The organism is Streptomyces sp. NPDC104581 (assembly GCF_055583685.1).
Map to the genome: position 1 here is coordinate 7182 of NZ_JBVJNN010000015.1, position 18770 is coordinate 25951.

The 18770-nt window shown below is 72.4% G+C and carries 21 protein-coding genes; 12 read left to right on the top strand and 9 right to left on the bottom strand.

The window, feature by feature from the left end:
- Positions 1-139: 139 nt before the first annotated feature.
- Positions 140-985 carry a transglutaminase family protein gene (locus tag ACZ61E_RS14655; RefSeq protein ID WP_469700004.1) on the bottom strand — a complete coding sequence of 282 codons (846 nt, stop codon included), beginning with the start codon at positions 983-985 and terminating at the stop codon, positions 140-142.
- 17 nt (positions 986-1002) lie between these two features.
- Positions 1003-2013 (bottom strand): GNAT family N-acetyltransferase, encoded by a 1011-nt coding sequence (locus tag ACZ61E_RS14660; protein WP_469700005.1) that lies wholly within the window; start codon positions 2011-2013, stop codon positions 1003-1005.
- A 139-nt stretch (positions 2014-2152) separates the two neighbouring features.
- On the opposite strand from ACZ61E_RS14660, the gene fdxA reads away from it, so the two are divergent.
- The gene (gene fdxA, locus ACZ61E_RS14665; RefSeq protein ID WP_469700006.1) at positions 2153-2479 is read left to right on the top strand and encodes a ferredoxin; all 327 of its coding nucleotides are present in this window, start codon (positions 2153-2155) and stop codon (positions 2477-2479) included.
- Positions 2480-2578: 99 nt separating this feature from the next.
- Positions 2579-3673 carry a bifunctional succinyldiaminopimelate transaminase/glutamate-prephenate aminotransferase gene (locus ACZ61E_RS14670; protein WP_469700007.1) on the top strand — a complete coding sequence of 365 codons (1095 nt, stop codon included), beginning with the start codon at positions 2579-2581 and terminating at the stop codon, positions 3671-3673.
- A 120-nt stretch (positions 3674-3793) separates the two neighbouring features.
- Here ACZ61E_RS14670 and ACZ61E_RS14675 read toward each other — a convergent pair whose 3' ends face one another.
- Together ACZ61E_RS14675 and ACZ61E_RS14680 are read right to left on the bottom strand one after the other, a co-directional pair.
- Positions 3794-4234: an ATP-binding protein gene (locus ACZ61E_RS14675; protein ID WP_469700008.1), complete on the bottom strand. Its 441-nt coding sequence runs from the start codon at positions 4232-4234 to the stop codon at positions 3794-3796.
- Between the two features lie 289 nt (positions 4235-4523).
- The gene (locus tag ACZ61E_RS14680; RefSeq protein ID WP_469700009.1) at positions 4524-5498 is read right to left on the bottom strand and encodes a VldE C-terminal domain-containing protein; all 975 of its coding nucleotides are present in this window, start codon (positions 5496-5498) and stop codon (positions 4524-4526) included.
- Between the two features lie 95 nt (positions 5499-5593).
- On the opposite strand from ACZ61E_RS14680, the gene dapE reads away from it, so the two are divergent.
- Complete coding sequence (gene dapE / locus ACZ61E_RS14685) at positions 5594-6685, top strand: succinyl-diaminopimelate desuccinylase (protein WP_469700010.1); 1092 nt, start codon at positions 5594-5596, stop codon at positions 6683-6685.
- Positions 6686-6829: 144 nt separating this feature from the next.
- Complete coding sequence (locus ACZ61E_RS14690) at positions 6830-7579, top strand: LOG family protein (RefSeq protein WP_469700011.1); 750 nt, start codon at positions 6830-6832, stop codon at positions 7577-7579.
- Between the two features lie 127 nt (positions 7580-7706).
- On the opposite strand, the gene folP is transcribed toward ACZ61E_RS14690, so the two are convergent.
- Positions 7707-8579 carry a dihydropteroate synthase gene (gene folP / locus ACZ61E_RS14695; protein ID WP_469700012.1) on the bottom strand — a complete coding sequence of 291 codons (873 nt, stop codon included), beginning with the start codon at positions 8577-8579 and terminating at the stop codon, positions 7707-7709.
- A gap of 110 nt (positions 8580-8689) precedes the next feature.
- Between folP and ACZ61E_RS14700 the strand changes: the two genes are divergently transcribed.
- Positions 8690-9043 (top strand): hypothetical protein, encoded by a 354-nt coding sequence (locus tag ACZ61E_RS14700; RefSeq protein WP_469700013.1) that lies wholly within the window; start codon positions 8690-8692, stop codon positions 9041-9043.
- Positions 9040-9636 (top strand): DNA-3-methyladenine glycosylase I, encoded by a 597-nt coding sequence (locus ACZ61E_RS14705; RefSeq protein WP_469700014.1) that lies wholly within the window; start codon positions 9040-9042, stop codon positions 9634-9636. The genes ACZ61E_RS14700 and ACZ61E_RS14705 overlap by 4 nt, the downstream gene beginning before the upstream one ends.
- Before the next feature lie 15 nt (positions 9637-9651).
- Here the strand turns inward: ACZ61E_RS14705 and chcB are convergent, their stop codons facing one another.
- Positions 9652-10452, bottom strand: coding sequence for a 2-cyclohexenylcarbonyl CoA isomerase (gene chcB / locus ACZ61E_RS14710; RefSeq protein ID WP_469700015.1), 801 nt, complete (start codon positions 10450-10452; stop codon positions 9652-9654).
- A gap of 324 nt (positions 10453-10776) precedes the next feature.
- Here chcB and ACZ61E_RS14715 point away from each other — a divergent pair, with 324 nt between their 5' ends.
- Positions 10777-10944 carry a DUF3117 domain-containing protein gene (locus ACZ61E_RS14715; protein ID WP_003966491.1) on the top strand — a complete coding sequence of 56 codons (168 nt, stop codon included), beginning with the start codon at positions 10777-10779 and terminating at the stop codon, positions 10942-10944.
- Positions 10945-11070: 126 nt separating this feature from the next.
- On the opposite strand, the gene ACZ61E_RS14720 is transcribed toward ACZ61E_RS14715, so the two are convergent.
- On the bottom strand, positions 11071-11736 hold the full coding sequence (locus tag ACZ61E_RS14720) for an O-methyltransferase (protein WP_078075229.1): 666 nt from the start codon (positions 11734-11736) through the stop codon (positions 11071-11073).
- Between the two features lie 154 nt (positions 11737-11890).
- Here ACZ61E_RS14720 and sigE point away from each other — a divergent pair, with 154 nt between their 5' ends.
- The 5 genes from sigE (at position 11891) to ACZ61E_RS14745 (ending at position 16912) form a co-directional block, all read left to right on the top strand.
- Entirely contained in the window at positions 11891-12649 is a 759-nt protein-coding gene (sigE, locus tag ACZ61E_RS14725; protein WP_469700111.1) for an RNA polymerase sigma factor SigE, read from the top strand.
- On the top strand, positions 12646-13530 hold the full coding sequence (locus tag ACZ61E_RS14730) for an anti-sigma factor family protein (protein WP_469700016.1): 885 nt from the start codon (positions 12646-12648) through the stop codon (positions 13528-13530). The genes sigE and ACZ61E_RS14730 overlap by 4 nt, the downstream gene beginning before the upstream one ends.
- 89 nt (positions 13531-13619) lie before the next feature.
- A complete protein-coding gene (locus tag ACZ61E_RS14735; RefSeq protein ID WP_469700017.1) occupies positions 13620-15521 on the top strand; it encodes a S1C family serine protease in 1902 nt (633 codons plus the stop codon).
- Positions 15522-15647: 126 nt separating this feature from the next.
- The gene (locus tag ACZ61E_RS14740) at positions 15648-16124 is read left to right on the top strand and encodes a sec-independent translocase (protein ID WP_469700018.1); all 477 of its coding nucleotides are present in this window, start codon (positions 15648-15650) and stop codon (positions 16122-16124) included.
- A gap of 116 nt (positions 16125-16240) precedes the next feature.
- Positions 16241-16912, top strand: coding sequence for a hypothetical protein (locus ACZ61E_RS14745; protein WP_469700019.1), 672 nt, complete (start codon positions 16241-16243; stop codon positions 16910-16912).
- Positions 16913-16996: 84 nt separating this feature from the next.
- Here ACZ61E_RS14745 and ACZ61E_RS14750 read toward each other — a convergent pair whose 3' ends face one another.
- Together ACZ61E_RS14750 and ACZ61E_RS14755 are read right to left on the bottom strand one after the other, a co-directional pair.
- On the bottom strand, positions 16997-18157 hold the full coding sequence (locus tag ACZ61E_RS14750; RefSeq protein WP_469700020.1) for an Mrp/NBP35 family ATP-binding protein: 1161 nt from the start codon (positions 18155-18157) through the stop codon (positions 16997-16999).
- 42 nt (positions 18158-18199) lie between these two features.
- Positions 18200-18757, bottom strand: a complete 558-nt coding sequence (locus tag ACZ61E_RS14755; protein WP_469700112.1) for a DUF1003 domain-containing protein — start codon at positions 18755-18757, stop codon at positions 18200-18202.
- Positions 18758-18770: the final 13 nt, after the last annotated feature.

The following is an 18770-nucleotide window of genomic DNA, read 5'->3' on the forward strand; positions in this document are numbered from 1 at the left end:
CCTCTCGTCCCCCCGCCCCCCCCCCCCCCCCCCCCCCCCCCCCCCCCCCCCCCCCCCCCCCCCCCCACACCCCCCCCCCCCCCCCCCCCCCCCCCCCCCCGCTTTCGCGTGGACCGGCCGCCGGTACGCCCGGCCGCCGTCAGTTCAGCATCGCGCGGGCCGCCCGCGCCTTGTGGCGGATCATGTCCGCCGTCGACGGCTCCACCGCCGCCACCACCTCGGCGTACTCCTCCATCTCGGCGGCCCCCGCCAGGAACTCCCCGCGCCGCACCAGCAGTTGCGCGCGCTCGTAACGGAGCCGGGCCGGGTGCGACGGGAGCAGCAGGCTCAGCTCGACCCCCCACAGGGCGACGTCGCCGCGCTCCGGGCGCGTCGAGGCCCACGCGCGGATGTTGTTCAGGACACGGACCACGACGTGCAGCGGTTCGGCCGGGCTCAGCATCGAGGGCTCCAGAGGGGCCCCTGTCGCCCCCGTGACCAGCGTCTCGGTGTCCTCCCGCGTCAGAAGCCTGCCGCCCGCGTACGGGTCGACCAGGACCTGCCGGCCGGGTTCCTCGGGCGCGCCGAGGCCGACCACGAAGTGGCCGGGCAGCGCCACCCCGTACACCGGCGCTCCCGCGCGGCGCGCGACCTCGGTCCACAGCACGGACAGCAGGATCGGCAGCCCGCGCCTGCGGCGCAGCACCTCGTGCAGCAGGGACGCCTCCAGCCGCCGGTACTCGCCCGGTGTGCCCCGGAACCCCATGCGCGTGCCCAGCAGGTCCGCCAGCGCGGTGGCCCAGGCGCGCGGTCCCCCGAGGCCGAACGGCAGCATCCCGGCCAGCCGGTCGAGTTCGATCTGCGCCGCGTCCAGCCCGGCCTCGTCGAGCCCGGCGTCCGCCTCCGTACCGATGAGGAGGCAGAGCAGCGCGACATCGGGGCGCTCGGCGCGGGCCTCGGCGGCGAACACGGCCCGCCGGTCGCTCGATGACGGTTCAGGTTCCATGGCCGGTCCGTGGCTCCTCACGCGGCTCGGAAGTGGTGGTACAGGTGGTGCGTGGTGAATCCCATGCCGTCGTACAGCGCGCGGGCCGCGTCGTTGTCCGACTCGACCTGGAGCCACGCGGCGGACGCGCCCTCGTCGAGCGCCCGCCGGGCGAGCGCGCGCATCACCGCGCTCGCCAGCCCCTGTCGCCGCCGCGAGGGATCGACCTCGACGGCCATGAAGCCGGCCCAGCGCCCGTCGATCACACACCGGCCGATGGCCGCGGGTACACCGTCGTCGCCGTCCACCGCCGCGAACCACACGGACGGCCCGCCGCCGAGAACGCGCAGCACGTGCGGGCCCGGCTCGTCGAAGCGCCGGTAGCGGCGGAGCCACGCCTCGTCGCAGGCGCGCTCCAGCCGTACGGGCACGGCGGGCGCCGTGCCGTCGTCCCCCGGGCCGTCCGCCAGGGGCGCGAGCGCGCCCGTCCGCATCTCGGCCGTCACCTCCCGCAGCCAGCCCCGCGCCTCCAGTTCGGCGCAGAGCCGCTCCTGCGTCCCCTCGGCGCCCGTGGCGGTCTGGATGTACGCCGGCAGGTCCCGGCGGCCGTACCAGCTCCGTACGTGCCGCAGAGCCTCGTCCAGGGGCATTCCCGGCTCGCCCAGCGGCAGCGCCGAGTTGGCGCGCCGGGTGAATCCGGCCGAGGCCCGCAGTTCCCACTCGCCGAGCGCCTCCCGCTCCACGGGCTGCCACGCGCGGGCCGCCACCCGGGTCAGCTCCCGGAAGGACGCGGCGGGTCCCCGCCGCCTGGCCGGCGCGGCCGGGACGACCTTGCCCGCGACGAGCGCGGACTCCCGGATCCGGACGGTCTCACCGGTGCGTCGTGTGACGAGGACCACACCTTCGTCCCAGGATGTGAGAACCCCGACCGTGTCGGTGAACTTCTCCGCGCCGTCGTCGGCATCGGTCAGTCGGCGGACCGACACGCGTTTACCCACGTCAGCGGGGGTGATTCGGACCTCCAGCCGGGCCCCGGTCGTGAATTCCACAGCTCTGTGCGCCCCTCCTGTGCGGATCGTGCCCAGGAACGGAGATACTAGGTCCGGGCATCGACGACGCCGCGCTCCCGCGCGCCCGTGGACGGAGCCGCAGATGGCCCGCCGCGCCCTATCGAGGAGGAACGACAGCGTGACCTACGTCATCGCGCAGCCTTGTGTGGATCTCAAGGACAAGGCGTGCATCGAAGAGTGCCCGGTCGACTGCATCTACGAGGGCTCACGGTCCTTGTACATCCACCCGGACGAATGCGTCGACTGTGGCGCCTGTGAGCCGGTCTGCCCGGTCGAGGCGATCTTCTACGAGGACGACACCCCGGAGGAGTGGAAGGACTACTACAAGGCCAACGTGGAGTTCTTCGACGAACTCGGTTCCCCCGGTGGCGCCTCCAAGCTCGGTCTGATCGAGCGTGACCACCCCGTCATCGCCGCACTGCCGCCGCAGCCCCAGCACGACTGACGGGCCCGGCTCCCGGTCCCGTACGGCAGGCCGCCGTACGGGACCGCGGTGTTTTCCCCGGCGTACCGAAAAGTGAGCAGTGTCGAGAAAGTGAGCACCGTGTCCGCAGTCTCTTCGCGACTTCCGGTCTTCCCCTGGGACAAGCTGGAGCCCTACAAGGCGACAGCGGCCGCCCACCCGGACGGCATCGTGGACCTGTCCGTCGGGACCCCGGTCGATCCGGTCCCGGAGCTGATCCGGCGCGCCCTGGTCGACGCGGCGGACTCACCCGGCTACCCCACGGTGTGGGGGACGGCCGAGTTGCGCGACGCGCTCACCGGCTGGGCCGAACGGCGGCTCGGCGCACGCGGCGTCGCGCACACCAACGTCCTGCCGGTGGTCGGCTCCAAGGAACTGGTGGCCTGGCTGCCGACCCAGCTCGGCCTCGGCGCAGGCGACCGGGTCGCGTACCCGAAGCTCGCCTACCCGACGTACGAGGTGGGCGCCCGGCTGTGCTACGCGGAGCCCGTCTCCTACGAGGACCCCACCGAACTCGACCCGGCGGGTCTGAGGCTGCTCTGGCTCAACTCGCCGTCGAACCCGACCGGACGTGTGCTGGACAAGGCGGAGCTGACCCGGATCGTCGCCTGGGCCCGCGAGCACGGTGTGCTCCTCTTCAGCGACGAGTGCTATCTGGAACTCGGCTGGGAGGCCGAGCCCGTCTCCGTACTCCACCCGGACGTCTGCGGTGGCTCGTACGAGGGCCTCGTGGCCGTCCACTCGCTCTCCAAGCGCTCCAACCTGGCCGGCTACCGCGCGGCCTTCCTGGTGGGCGACGCGGCCGTCCTGGGCGAACTGCTCCAGATCCGCAAGCACGGCGGCATGATGACCCCCGCGCCCGTTCAGGCGGCGACCGTCGCCGCGCTGGGCGACGACACCCACGTCGCGGAGCAGCGGGCGCGGTACGCGGCCCGGCGCACCGCCCTGCGCGCGGCCCTGGAGGGCCACGGCTTCCGGATCGAGCACAGCGAGGCGAGCCTGTATCTGTGGGCGACCCGCGACGAGCCGTGCTGGCGGACGGTGGCCCACCTGGCGGAGCTGGGCATCCTGGTGGCGCCGGGGGACTTCTACGGACCCGCGGGCGAGAGTTTCGTACGTGTGGCGCTCACGGCGACCGACGAGCGCGTGGAGGCCGCGGTCAAGCGGCTCGGCTGAGACCTCCCCGGGAGGCCGGCGCGCGTCGGCCTCCCGGGCGGGACACAAGAAAAGGGGCCCGGGGAGTGCGCACTCCCCGGGCCCCTCTTCTTGTGAAGCGTGCTTCCCGACCGGCTGGGATCAGCGGAGGGGCAGGGTGTCGACCGGGAGCTTGTCGGTGGGCAGGCCGCCACCGAGGGAGTCGGTCGGCAGACCGTTCTCGGTGACCGACGTCGCCGCGTCGCCGAGGGTCTCACCGGCGCCGCCGGCGGTCTCACCGGCCGCCCGCTGGGCGACGGGGGTCGCCTTCTTGGCGACGCCGCCGAGGGTCTCGCCGGCCGCCGGGACGGAGGAGGCCACGGCCTCGCCGCCGGCCTCTCCCGCCACGCCGGTCGCCTGCCGCGCGCCGCTGTCGAGGGTGCTGCCGAGCGAGGCGCCGTCCAGCTGGGAGACGCCGCCGAGGTCGGCGGCCTGCGGGAGGGCTGCTGCGCTGGCGGAGCCGGCCGCACCGACCACGGGGGCTGCGCCTGCCGCGACGAGAAGCGCGGCACGGGCGATCCGGCGGGCCAGGGGGAGGGACATGATGCTCCTTCGACGGGAGAGGAAATTGTCGTGTCCAGTGAGCGGACGTACTGAACAACCCCTCCAAGGGCACCGAAGGTTGCGGTGTACAAGAGTAAAGAATTGGTAATGCGTCGCATTATCGGCTACGGATAAAAACGGTCAAAGGATCCTCGGCCCGGAAAACTGGCGAACCGTCACTTCGCTTTTGCTACAAGGAATTTGGTGTCGGATCCGGAATCCGCCGGGGGAGGGCGCGCACAGCCGCCCGGATCCACCGTGACTACTCCGTCCGGGTGGCCTCGCCGTACTACTGCGCGATACGCAGTCGCACATCGTTCGCGGCGGATTTCTCCGGACCCGACCGGCCCTCGGTCTTCCGCCAGCCCTGGCCGGACTTCGCCGCACTCCAGACCCGGTCACCGATCGAGACCTCCGCGATCCGCAGGTCGGCGGAGTGCGCCACCGCCCAGTGGGCGAATTCCCAGCCGCGCGCCCGGTCCGATGCGCCGACCGGCACCTCGACCTCGGCCGGCGCCTTCGCGTCGTCCCGGCCGTCCGCCTGCCGGTCCGCCTGTCCGCCCGCCTCGCCGCCCCCGGCCGCCCCGTCGGCGCCCGCGGTCTCCGGCAGCACATCGGGCCCGAAGGCGCGCGCCAGGGCGGCCCGCACCTTCGCCGGATCGCCCGGCTCGCCGTCGCCCGAGCCCGTACAGGTGAGCGTCGCCGCGGATCGGCCGGTGAGCGCGGCGGACAGCAGCGTGGCGTCCGGCTCGTGCTTCGCGTACGCCTGCGGGAAACCGCTGCGCTGGACGCGCTGCGCGGCCTCCGTGAGAGGCAGCCGCGAATAGCCCGGGACCTCGGCCAGCCCCGCGTAGAACTTTCCCGCCGAGTACACCGGGTCGAGGATCTGCTCGACCGTGCCCCAGCCCTTCGACGGGCGCTGCTGGAAGAGGCCGACGGAGTCCCGGTCGCCGTAGTCGATGTTGCGCAGCGCGGACTCCTGGAGGGCGGTCGCCAGGGCGATCGTGACGGCGCGCTCGGGCATGCCCCGCGTGGTGCCGACCGCCGAGATCGTGGCGGCGTTCGCGGCCTGCTCCGGGCTCATCTCGTAGGTGGGGACGTCGCCGTCGGACGACTCGGCGGCCCGCGCCGTGCAACGCGGCGGGCCGCTGTCACCGGAGACGTACCGCACCGCGACATAGCCGGCCAGCGCGAGGAGCACGGTGAACGCGGCGGCGAGGCGGAAGAGTCGCCCGCGGCGGGGAGGGGAGGCGGTCTCGGACACGCAGCACACCGTACCGGCACCACCGGCGGAGCAGGACCCGCCTGCCCGTCCCCTCCGGCAACCGCCGGGCGCCGGCCACGTCGTAGGGTCTGGCCATGCCCGAAACGAAGCCTGGAACCACCCTGGACCTCACGCTGGACGCCCCGGAGCTCACCGCCCGGCTCGTCGACATCCCGTCCGTCAGCGGCGACGAGGAGCCCCTCGCCGACGCCGTCGAGGAGGCGCTGCGCACCCTGCCGCACCTCACCGTCGAGCGGTACGGCAACAACGTCGTGGCGCGTACGGACCTCGGGCGGGCCGAGCGCGTCATCCTGGCCGGGCACATCGACACCGTCCCGATCGCGGACAACGTCCCCTCCAGGCTCGACGAGAACGGCGTCCTCTGGGGCTGCGGCACCACCGACATGAAGTCGGGCGTCGCCGTCCAGCTGCGCATCGCCGCGACCGTGCCCGACCCCAACCGCGACCTGACCTTCGTCTTCTACGACAACGAGGAGGTCGCCGCCGACCTCAACGGTCTCGGGCACGTGGCCGCCGCCCGCCCCGACCTGCTGCGGGCGGACTTCGCCGTCCTGCTCGAACCCTCCGACGCGCAGGTCGAGGGCGGCTGCCAGGGGACGCTGCGGATCCACCTCCGTACGGAGGGCGAGCGGGCGCACTCGGCACGCAGCTGGACGGGGTCCAACGCCATCCACGCCGCCGCGCCGATCCTGGCCCGTCTCGCCGCGTACGAGCCGCGCCGCCCGGTGATCGACGGACTGGAGTACCGGGAGGGCCTGAACGCGGTGGCGATCGAGGGGGGCGTGGCGAGCAACGTCATCCCCGACGCCTGCACCGTGGTCGTCAACTACCGCTACGCGCCCGACCGCGGCGAGGAGGAGGCGGTGGCGCACGTACGCGCGGTGTTCGCCGACTGCGGCGTCCGGGAGTTCGTCGTGGACGATCACTCGGGCGCGGCCCTGCCCGGCCTCTCGCACCCCGCGGCGGCGGCCTTCATGGAGGCCGTGGGCGGTACGGCGCAGCCCAAGTTCGGCTGGACGGACGTCTCGCGCTTCGGGGCGCTCGGGGTGCCCGCGGTCAACTACGGCCCGGGGGACGCGCTGTTCGCCCACAAGCGGGACGAGCACGTGGCCGTCGAGCGGATCACGCACTGCGAGAACCGGCTGCGGGAGTGGCTGACCTCGTAAGAAGGCGCCGGCCCCGAGGGGTGTGGCGGCCGGTGGGCGGTCGGTGCGGCGGGGGAGTCGGACCGACCGCCGGAATTTCGCTGTTTGTCACCTCCATGGATCTACGCTGGCCGGGAACTGGCACAGCAGCGGAGGGAGCAGTCCATGGGCAGTCCTGAGGAAGCACGGAAGCCGGACACGCAGCGACTGGGGCCGGTGCTGCGTCGCCGGGACCAGGTCCAGCCGGGCACCACCGACCAGCGACTGCTGGACACCGAGGGCGACTCCGAGTGGGTGCACACCGATCCCTGGCGGGTCATGCGCATCCAGTCGGAGTTCGTGGAGGGCTTCGGCGCGCTCGCCGAACTGCCCGGCGCCATCAGCGTGTTCGGCTCGGCGCGCACGCCCGTCGACTCACCGGACTATGACGCGGGCGTCCGGATCGGCCGGGCGCTGGTCGAGGCCGGCTTCGCGGTCATCACCGGCGGCGGCCCCGGCGCGATGGAAGCGGCGAACAAGGGCGCGCGGGACGCGAAGGGCATCTCCGTGGGGCTCGGCATCGAGCTGCCCTTCGAGCAGGGGCTCAACCCGCACGTCGACATCGGTGTGAACTTCCGTTACTTCTTCGTCCGTAAGACGATGTTCGTGAAGTACGCCCAGGGTTTTGTCGTTCTGCCCGGCGGCCTCGGCACCCTGGACGAGCTGTTCGAGGCGCTCACACTCGTCCAGACCCGCAAGGTGACGCGCTTCCCGATCGTCCTGTTCGGTACGGCGTACTGGAGCGGGCTCATCGACTGGCTGCGGGACACCGTCGTGGCGCAGGGCAAGGCGTCCGAGAAGGACCTGCTGCTGTTCCACGTCACGGACGACGTGGACGAGGCGGTGGCCCTGGTGACCAAGGAGACCGGGAACTAGGGACTGTCGTTCGGATCGGGCCCGTTGAGCGTGCGTGCCGGGGCGCGCGAGCGCGGCAAGATCCACACGACAGGCCCCGGGGCCCGTCCTCACACCGGCGGCGTCCGCGGTCATCGGGTCCCCGGGGTCAGGCGAGCCCCCGGCGGGCCACCGCCGGGGGCCGGTGGCCCGCGATGGACGCCACCATGTCCAGCACCTGCCGCGTCTCGGCCACCTCGTGCACGCGGTAGATCCGCGCGCCGAGCCACGCCGAGACGGCGGTGGTCGCGAGCGTGCCGATCAGCCGCTCCTTCACCGGCCGGTCGAGGGTCTCGCCGACGAAGTCCTTGTTGGACAGCGAGACGAGCACCGGCCAGCCGGTCTCGGCCATCTCGCCCAGCCTGCGGGTCGCCTCCAGTGAATGCCGGGTGTTCTTCCCGAAGTCGTGCCCCGGATCGATCATGATCGCGTCCCGGCGCACCCCCAGCTCCACGGCCCGCTCGGCCAGCCCGAGCGTCACCCGCAGAATGTCCGCGAGCACGTCGTCGTACGCGATCCGGTGCGGCCGGGTCCGCGGCTCGGCCCCGCCCGCGTGCGTGCAGACCAGGCCCGCGCCGTACCGCGCCGCGACCTCGGCCAGTGCCGGATCCACCCCGCCCCAGGCGTCGTTGAGCACATCGGCGCCCGCCTCGCAGACCGCCTCGCCCACCTCGTGGCGCCAGGTGTCGACGCTGATCACCACGTCCGGGTACCGCCTGCGGACCTCCGCGACGAAACCGACCGTGCGGCGCGCCTCCTCCTCAGCCGTCACCTCGTCACCCGGTCCCGCCTTCACCCCGCCGATGTCGATGATGGCGGCGCCCTCGGACACCGCCCGCTCCACCCGGTCCAGCGCGGGCCGGTCGCGGAAGGTGGCGCCCCGGTCGTAGAAGGAGTCCGGCGTCCGGTTGACGATGGCCATGATCACCGGCTCGTGGGCGTCGAACTCCCGCCGTCCCAGCCGCAGAGTGCCGCTGCTCATCCCCTGGTCACCACCCGTTTCCGCCGGCCGTCCCGTCGCCGCCGACCCTAACTGTCACCGCCGCATGGCACGATCGGCACCGGACGTTTTCCTGCCCCGGGGAGAAGCACGTGTTCTTGTTCTTGCTCGTCGCGATGGTCGTGGTGATCACCGCCGTCACCCTCGCGGTCGTCGGCGGCGGCGACCGCGAGGTGCTGCCCGAGTCCGCGCCCGAGCAGCCCGTGGACCCGCTGCCCGCGACACGCCCGGTGGGCCGGGCCGACATCGAGGCCCTGCGGCTGCCGGTCGCGGCCCGCGGCTACCGGATGGCCGACGTGGACGAGGTGCTGGCCAGGCTCGGCGCGGAGCTGGCCGAGCGCGACTCCCGGATCGCCGAGCTGGAGTCCACCCTCGCGGGCGCCCAGGCGACGGCGGTCGCCCGGCCCGACCTCTTCAAGAACCCGGGCGCGGAGGACGAGCGGTGACCGACGGCGGCGCGGTGCCGGGACCGGACGGCGAGCTCCGCTGTCCCTGGGGCCTGTCGACCGAGGACTACGTCACGTACCACGACGAGGAGTGGGGCCGGCCCGTCCACGGCGACGACGCCCTCTTCGAGAGGCTCTGCCTGGAGGCGTTCCAGTCCGGCCTCTCCTGGATCACGATCCTGCGCCGCCGCGAGGGCTTCCGCCGGGCGTTCGCCGGATTCCACATCCCGGCGGTCGCCGCGTTCACCGACGCGGACGCCGCCCGGCTGCTGGCCGACGAGGGCATCATCCGCAACCGCGCCAAGATCGAGGCCACGCTCGCCAACGCGCGCGAGCTGGCCGGCTGGTCCGCCGGTGAGCTGGACACCCTCATCTGGTCCCACGCCCCCGACCCCGCCACCCGTCCGGTGCCGAAGACGACCGGGGACGTCCCGGCGGTCACCGACGAATCGACCGCGCTGGCCAAGGCGCTCAAGAAGCGCGGCATCCGGTTCGTCGGCCCCACCACGGCGTACGCCCTGATGCAGGCGTGCGGCCTGGTCGACGACCATCTGGCCGGATGCCTGGTCCGCCGGCGGCTCGGTGAGGGCTGAGTCGGCGGGGGCGTGTCAGCGGCCCACGTAACGGGGCTTCTCCTTGGCGAGGAAGGACTGGACCGCGATGCCGTGGTCCTGCGACGCGCCCGCCCGGTTCTGGAGTTCGCCCTCCTTCTCCAGCGTCTCGGCCAGCGAGTGGCCGGCGCCGTACGCGAGGGACTCCTTCAGCGCCGCGTACGCCAGCGTGGGGCCCTCCGCGAGGGCGCGGGCGACCGCCGCCGCCTCGGCCGCGAGGTCGGCCGCGGGCACCAGCTTGTTCACGATCCCCAGCTCCAGTGCCCGCTCCGCCGTGATCGAGCGCGGGAACATCAGCAGATCGGCCGCCCTGCTCTGCCCGATCAGCCGGGGCAGTGTCCACGACACGCCGGAGTCGGCCGTCAGTGCCACGGCCGCGAATGAGGTGTTGAAGGAGGCCGTGTCGGCGACGACCCGGTAGTCGCACGCGAGCGCGAAGCCGAGACCCGCCCCCGCCGCGACGCCGTTGACCCCGGCCACGACCGGCTTCGGCATCTCGGTCAGCGCCCGCACGATGGGGTTGTAGTGCTCCCGCACGGTGCTCATGGTCCCGCCGCTGCCGTCGGCCGCGTCCGCCGTCAGCAGGGCGACGTGCTCCTTCAGGTCCTGTCCCACACAGAAGGCCCGCCCGGTGGCGGTGAGGAGCACGGCCCGTACAGCGGAGTCTTCGGCGGCGCTGCTCAGCGCGTCCCGCAGGGCCACCTTGGCCGCGACGTTCAGCGCGTTCATGGCGTCGGGCCGGTTGATCGTGACGGTCGCGAGCCCGTCGCCCACCTCGTACAGCACCGTGTCGGCCATGATCGGATCTCCTCTGCGCCTCTGACTGCCTGTCCGCTGTCCTGTCCGGCCCCAGCATGGCGGAGATCACCACAGGCCGACATGTGACCTGCGTCAAACATTCAACGGTCGCGCGGTGGTGAACGGCGGCGAAGTATCGCAGGCGGATCGCCGAATTGAGTCGTTTTGAGAGAGCGCGTTGCGCAAGCGATGCCGTCCGATGTTGGTCATCGGGTCCCGCCATGCGGGATAATGGCCTGGAAGCAATGTGTTCGATGCCGGTGACACAGCGCCTGTCATGGGGCCGCCGGCTGCGATGAGCTGGTTTCAGGAAGGGGAACGAGCATGGCGGCCATGAAGCCGCGGACGGGCGACGGCCCGCTCGAGGTGACCAAGGAGGGGCGGGGCATCGTCATGCGCGTTCCGCTCGAAGGCGGCGGTCGGCTGGTCGTCGAGCTGACCCCCGACGAGGCGGATGCGCTGGGCGACGCCCTGAAGAAGGTCGTCGGCTGACGCGGACAGAACGCGCACTCCCATGCCGCCCCCGCACGGACAGAGATCCGTGCGGGGGCGGCTTCATGCGGCCCGCCGGTGCTGCGGGTCCCTGTCGCTCCCCGTCCCCCGTCGGTCCCGGCCCCCTCAGCGGCGTACGGCGCAGAGCAGCCCGTCGCCCACCGGCAGCAGTGAGGGCAGCAGTTCGTCCTGCATCTCCCGCACGGTGCGCAGCAGCTCGCGCAGGCGCAGGACCTCGTGCGGCTGGGCCGCCGAGTCGACCGTACGGCCGTCGGCGAAGACGCCCTCGAAGCAGACGAGCCCGCCGGGTCGCAGCAGACGCAACGATTCAGCGAGATAGTCCAGGCACTCGAGCCGGTCACCGTCGCAGAAGACGAGGTCGTACCCGCCGTCGGCGAGCCGGGGGAGCACGTCGCGGGCCCGGCCGGGAATGAAGCGCGCGCGGTTGTTCGTGAAGCCGGCCGCGCGGAACGCCTCGCGGGCGAACTGCTGCCGCTCGGGCTCCGTGTCGACCGTGGTCAGTACGCCGTCGGGCCGCATTCCGTTCAGGAGGTAGATCCCGGAGACCCCGGTACCCGTGCCGATCTCCGCGACCGCCTTGGCGTCCGCCGTGGCGGCAAGCAGACGAAGCGCGGCGCCCGTGCCCGGTGACACGGAGCGGAGCCCCATGTCCCGGGCCCTGTCGCGGGCCCAGCGCAGTGCCTCGTCCTCGGCGACAAAAGCGTCGGCGAACGCCCAGCTTGTCTGCCGGTTGGCGGTAATGACCCTCTCCTGTCCCCGTAGTTGGCGCACCGGTGACTGTATCCGCTGGACTCGGGAACCCGCTGATGGGACCGGGCGTTAAGAAAGGGTGGGGGAAGGGGTGGGGGAACTCATGGATGAAGACCTGGGATCGGGCGCAAATTCAGGCAAAGATTCTTATCCGGAGCTAACGGGCGAGGTAGCTATGGTAGGTGCTCCGCTGGACACCACCAGAGTCGATAGGGGAGGTGCGGCTGAGCCTGCGGATCGGGGAGGAGCGTTCAAGCGCTTTCTCAGGTCGGCCGGTGAGCCGAAATCCGTGACCAACTTCGCTGACCGTTCTCGCTCGACCGACTCCGCAGTTACGGCGACCTTCGCATCGGATGCGGAATCGCAGGCGTGGACGCCTCCCAGCTGGGAGGAGATCGTCAGCACGCACAGCGCTCGCGTGTACCGCCTGGCCTACCGCCTCACGGGCAACCAGCACGACGCCGAGGATCTGACCCAGGAAGTCTTCGTCCGGGTCTTCCGCTCCCTGTCGACGTACACCCCCGGCACCTTCGAGGGCTGGCTGCACCGCATCACCACCAACCTGTTCCTGGACATGGTCCGCCGCAAGCAGCGGATCCGATTCGACGCGCTCGGTGACGACGCGGCGGAGCGCCTGCCCAGCCGGGAGCCCTCACCGCAGCAGGTCTTCCACGACACCCACTTCGACGCGGATGTGCAGCAGGCGCTGGACACCCTCGCTCCCGAGTTCCGTGCCGCGGTCGTCCTGTGCGACATCGAGGGACTGTCGTACGAGGAGATCGCCGCGACGCTCGGCGTGAAGCTCGGGACGGTGCGCAGCCGGATCCACCGCGGCCGTTCGCATCTGCGCAAGGCCCTCTCGCACCGTTCTCCCGAGGCTCGGGCCGAGCAGCGCACGTTCGCGGGCGTGGCCGGGGAGGGCGGACTCGCGTGAGTGGTACAGGACCGACCCCCGCCGAGCAGCACCTGGGGGACCGGCTCGCCGCCCTGGTGGACGGGGAGCTCGGTCACGACGCCCGGGAGCGTGTGCTCGCCCACCTCGCGACCTGCGCCAAGTGCAAGGCGGAGGCCGACGCACAGCGCAGGCTGAAGAACGCGTTCGCCCAGTCGGCGCCGCCGCCGCTGTCCGAGGGCTTCCTCGCCCGGCTCCAGGGTCTGCCCGGCGGGGCGTCCGACCGGGACGAGGACGGGCCACCCGGCCCGTTCGACGGTTCGGCGTTCGGCCGCGGCGGCGTCTTCGGTGTACGGAGCGATGCCTTCGGCTACGACCCCGCCGGCTCCCACGCGTCCCCCCTGCGCGGTGGCTCCGGCTCCGGCGCGGGATTCAGGATCCACGAGGTGGGGCGCGCGGAGGCCGAGCGCTCACCGTGGCGCGGTCGGAGGTTCGCCTTCGCCGCCGCGAGCGCGGTGTCGTTCGCCGCGATGGCGCTGGGCGGCGCGCTGCCCATGGGCGCCACCGCCGACACGGCCGCACGCGGGCCCGGCGGCAATACCGTCACACCGATGACCAGGGCCACCACACCGCCCGGCAGCGGCACACGAGGCAGGCAGGGCGGTGAGCAGGGGGCCATCCTCTCGCAGTCGCTCGACAGCGCGCCCGTGCTCGCTCCGGGCACGATGCGGGCGCCGTTCACCCCCCACCCGTTCCAGTCGGCGGTCCTCAACCACTTCCCGGCGGCGCCGTTGATACGTCCCACGGGCACGGCGTTCCAGGTGGCTGCGAACCCCGGACTGACCACACCGACGGCCACGCCCGACCCCACCCATCTCGCCGCGCCCACACAGTCCGGCGTGCCGCTTTCGCGGCCTCGGTGACGGGGTCCCTGCGCGGACATTCGTAAACCTGGTTGAATCCCTGCACGGGTGCCCTCTCGGGGCACGGACGAGGCAGGTGCGGGGAGAGCATGGACGACGGCAAGCCCACCGGACCCAAGGCGAAGTGGTGGAGCCGCCCGGCATCGGGACGCGCGATACCGCGGGAGCCCGGCGCACCGGAGCGCCGGAACACAGAGGAGACGACGGAACTGTCGCCGGTCACCGGTGAGGTCCCCCCGAATCCCGACGGAGCGCCCGTCCCCGAAGCGCTCGTCCCCGGCACGTCCGAACCGGCCGTCCCCGAACCGTCCGACGCTCCGCGGGCGGACGGCGCTCCTGCCGACCGCGCTCCTGCCGACGGCCGCCGCCCGGAGCTGACCTCCGAGCCGGACGGGGATTCCGACGACCACCTGCTGGCCCCGCCCGAGCGCGCTCCCGCCGCCGCGGTGGGCGCCCCGGAGTCACCGGCCCGGCCGCAGCCGCTGCACGAGCCCGACCCGTACAGCACACCGCCCTACGGCGGCCCCGGACCGTGGGCGCCCGCGCCGCCGGTCCAGCGGCCGGTACCCACCCCGGCCCAGGGCACACCGATCCCGCCGCAGCACTACACCGGCCAGAGCGCCCCCGGCGGGCCGCAGCCCCACCAGACGTCCGGGTACGGCGTGCCGGCGCAGACCCCCCAGCAGCCCGTGCCGGGGCCCGGCCCCGCGCCGCAGACACAGACCCACACCCAGCCCCTCGCGCACCCGCAGGCGCCGCCCCAGCAGCTTCCCCCGCCCCAGGACCCCCATTCGCGGCCCACCCAGTGGCTCCAGTACGACCCGTGGAGCGCCCCCGGGCAGCAGCCGCTCGCCTACCCCGACCTCGGCGACTCCCGGAGGACGAAGCGCCGGGGCGTCGGACTCGTCGGCGCCCTGGTCCTCGCGCTCTGCGCCGCCGTCATCGGCGGTGGCGTCGGCGCGTACGTCGAGCGCAACGGCGGCATCACCAGCGTCGAACTGCCCCAGGCCGGCAACGACGGCGGCGGCCGTCCGGCGGACAGCGTCGCCGGGATCGCCTCCAGCGCCCTGCCGAGCGTCGTCACCCTCCATGTCAGCGGCGGCGGCGAGCAGGGCACCGGCACCGGATTCGTCCTGGACCGCAAGGGCCACATCCTGACGAACAACCACGTCGTCGACCCGGCCGGCGAGAACGGCGACATCTCGATCACCTTCAGCGGTGGCGAGACGGCCAAGGCGAAGCTCGTCGGCAAGGACAGCGGCTACGACCTGGCCGTGGTGAAGGTCACCGGGGTCTCCGGACTCAAGCCGCTGCCCCTCGGCAACTCCGACAACGTGCAGGTCGGCGACCCGGTGGTGGCCATCGGCGCGCCCTTCGACCTCCAGAACACCGTCACGGCGGGCATCATCAGCGCCAAGGAGCGCCCGATCACGGCCGGCGGCGAGAAGGGCGACGGCAGCGACATCAGCTACGTCGACGCCCTCCAGACCGACGCGCCGATCAACCCCGGCAACTCCGGTGGCCCGCTGGTGAATTCGAAGGCACAGGTCATCGGCATCAACAGCGCGATCCGCGGTGCGGACGGCGGCGGTGCCCCGGACGGGACCCAGGCCGGTTCCATCGGGCTCGGCTTCGCCATACCGATCAACCAGGGCAAGCGCGTCGCCGAGGAGCTGATCAACACCGGCAAGGCGTCGCACCCCGTGATCGGCGTCACGCTCGACATGGAGTACGCGGGCGACGGTGCCAAGGTCGGTGCCAAGAGCGCCGAGGGCGGACCGGCCGTGGAGGAAGGCGGACCGGCCGCCAAGGCGGGCATCAGGACCGGCGACATCATCACCGAGGTGGACGGCCAGCGCGTGCACAGCGGCGAGGAGCTGATCGTGAAGATCCGCTCGCACCGCCCCGGCGACGAGCTGGACCTCACCCTGACCCGCGGAGGTAAAGAGCAGACCATGACTCTGGTCCTCGGCAGCGCGGAGGGCAGGTGAGTGCCGAATGAAGGTACCGTCCGGCCAGGTACGCCGGGTACCGTGGAGCGGCCCGGGCCTTGACCCACCACAGGCCGGGCCGGCGAGGTCCCGTCTGCGGGCACGGAGAACACGAGGAGCAGCAGGGTGTTCAATGACATAGGCGCGCTTGAGCTGGTGACGCTCGTGATCCTCGCCGTCCTCGTCTTCGGCCCCGACAAGCTGCCCAAGGTCATCCAGGACGTGTCCCGCTTCATCCGCAAGGTGCGCGAGTTCTCCGACAACGCCAAGGAGGACATCCGCTCCGAGCTGGGACCGGAGTTCAAGGACTTCGACTTCGAGGACCTCAACCCCAAGAAGTTCGTCCGCAAGCAGCTCGCCGAGCACGAGGACGACCTGGGGCTGAAGGACATCCGCAGCAGCTTCAACCTCAAGAAGGAGATCAACGACGTCGCCGACTCCGTCCACGGCAGGGACGGCGACACCGGCGGGAGTGACGGCGCCGGGACCACGGCCGCCCCGCCGAGCCTGACGAAGAGCCCGTCCGGCACCTCTGACCTGCTCAAGAAGCAGGAGAAGCCCCAGCAGGCCGATCGTCCGCCTTTCGACGCAGACGCCACCTGAGGCCCACCCTGCCCGGCCAGCCGGTAACGGGTGGCTATCCTCCATCTGTCCGGTAGTGAGACGTCCGTGAGGGCGGGCCGCTCCGGACCCCGAGACGGAGGAGGCGGTCCGGACCGATGGAGACGACGAGTCGGGCAGGAGCCCGGAGCACGGCCGGCGGCGCGCCGGGCAGCAGGCGCGCGGTCGAGGGCTATCTGCGGGCGGCCTTCCCCTGGTACGGACTGGACGACGCGTTCACCGGCCCGCGGTGGCTCATGCAGGTGGGAACGGCGGCGGACGGCACCGTGCAGCACGGTTCCACGGGACACGGCGACGAGCCGTCGATAAGACCGGACGCGTCAGGCGCGGAGAAGGAGCGCTTCGCGGCGGTCGTCACGGTCGCCGCCAGCCCCGTACGGCGCAGCGGTGACGGTACCGGGGTGCTGGACGCCACGACGGTGTCCTCGGCGGCCTGGCTGGCCGGTTCGGGGCTGCTGGTGTCGACCTGGCCCGCCCAGCTCGACCACACGCTGCGGGACGACTGGCTGGACCAGCAGACCGAGACGGCCTTCGAGCTGGCCGACGATCTGAACGGCTCCGCCTGGTCGGTGCTCTCGCTGCCCGTGGACGGGGTGCCGACGCCGTTCCACTATCGCGAATCCGAGTTCGGCTGGGTGCTCGCGGGCTCGACGGGCCCGACCGCCTCGGCCGGGGACGGGGTGCACATCGGCGCGTACGGGCGGGGCATGAGCGCGTACGGCCTCGGGTTCTCGGCCATCGGGGACATCAGGTCGTACGCGGCCGACTGACCGCTCCCGGGCCGCCCGGCGGACGGTGTGGCCGGGGTGCGCCGGGCGGGTTCGACGAGCCCGTCCGGCGCACGCGGGCCACCGTCAGAACTTGTTGCGCGGTGTCAGGCCCAGCGTCATGCCCGCCAGACCGCGCTGGCGCCCGCCCAGCTTGCCGGCGATCGAGCGCAGTGCCGCGCCCGCCGGGGAGTCGGGGTCGGAGAGCACGACCGGATTGCCGTCGTCGCCGCCCTCCCGCAGCCGTACGTCGATCGGGATCGCGCCGAGCACCGGCACCGTGGCGCCGGTCGTCTTCGTGAGGCCGTCGGCGACCCGCTGGCCGCCGCCCGTCCCGAAGACGTCGATCATCTCGTCGCAGTGCGGGCAGGGCAGGCCCGACATGTTCTCGACCACGCCGACGATCTTCTGATGGGTCTGCACGGCGATGGAGCCGGCCCGCTCCGCGACCTCGGCCGCGGCCTGCTGCGGGGTGGTGACCACCAGGATCTCGGCGTTCGGCACCAGCTGGGCCACCGAGATCGCGATGTCGCCCGTCCCCGGCGGCAGGTCCAGCAGCAGCACGTCCAGATCGCCCCAGTACACATCGGCGAGGAACTGCTGGAGCGCGCGGTGCAGCATCGGTCCGCGCCAGACCACCGGCGAGTTGCCGGGGGTGAACATGCCGATGGAGATGACCTTCACACCGTGCGCCGCGGGCGGCATGATCATGTTCTCGACCTGGGTGGGGCTGCCGTCCGCACCCAGCATCCGGGGGACGCTGTGCCCGTAGATGTCGGCGTCGACGACGCCGACCTTCAGACCGTCGGCGGCCATCGCCGCCGCGAGGTTGACGGTCACCGACGACTTGCCCACTCCGCCCTTGCCCGAGGCGACCGCGTACACGCGGGTCAGCGAGCCGGGCTTGGCGAAGGGCACCTCGCGCTCCGCCGTACCGCCGCGCAGCGACGCCGCGAGATCCTTGCGCTGCTCGTCGCTCATCACGTCCAGCGTGACGTCGACACGGGTGACGCCGGCGACCGCGGCGACGGCCTCCGTCACATTGCTGGTGATCGTGTCGCGCATGGGGCAGCCGGACACCGTGAGATAGACCGTGACGGCCACCGCGCCGTCCGCCCCGATGTCGACCGATTTGACCATGCCGAGGTCGGTGATCGGACGGTGGATCTCGGGGTCGTTCACCGTCGCCAGTGCTGCGCGCACCGCGTCCTCCGCGGGGACGACGGTGCCGTGCGTGTCGGTAGCCATAGGAAGATGGTACGGCGCGGCGCGCACGCCCCGGAAAGCGCGTCAGCGCTCGGAACGGTCTGATTCGTCACGTCCGCGCGACTCCTCCGCCGACGGCGGGATCCGGTGCTCGGCCAGGTCCCGCACCAGATCCTGGAGCTCCGAGCGGATCCAGTCACGGGTGGCGACCTCGCCGAGCCCGATGCGCAGCGAGGCGATCTCGCGGGTCAGGTACTCGGTGTCGGCGATGGAGCGCTCGTTCTGCTTGCGCTCCTGCTCGTGTGTGACCCGGTCCCGGTCGTCCTGGCGGTTCTGTGCCAGGAGGATCAGCGGGGCCGCGTACGACGCCTGGAGGGACAGCGCCAGCGTCAGGAAGATGAACGGGTACTCGTCGAAACGCAGTGCCGGCGGCGCGAAGATGTTCCACAGCACCCACAGGATGATGATCAGCGTCATCAGGACGATGAAGCGCCCCGTCCCGAGGAACCGCGCGATGCGCTCCGACAGCCGGGCGAACGCCTCGGGGTCGTAGTCCGGCAGCAGTCTGCGCCTCGGCATGCGCGGCTGGTCGAGCCGTCCGCGCGGTCCACGCGCCACGGCGCTCGCTCCCGTGGCCGCCAGGCCCCGTTCCCTC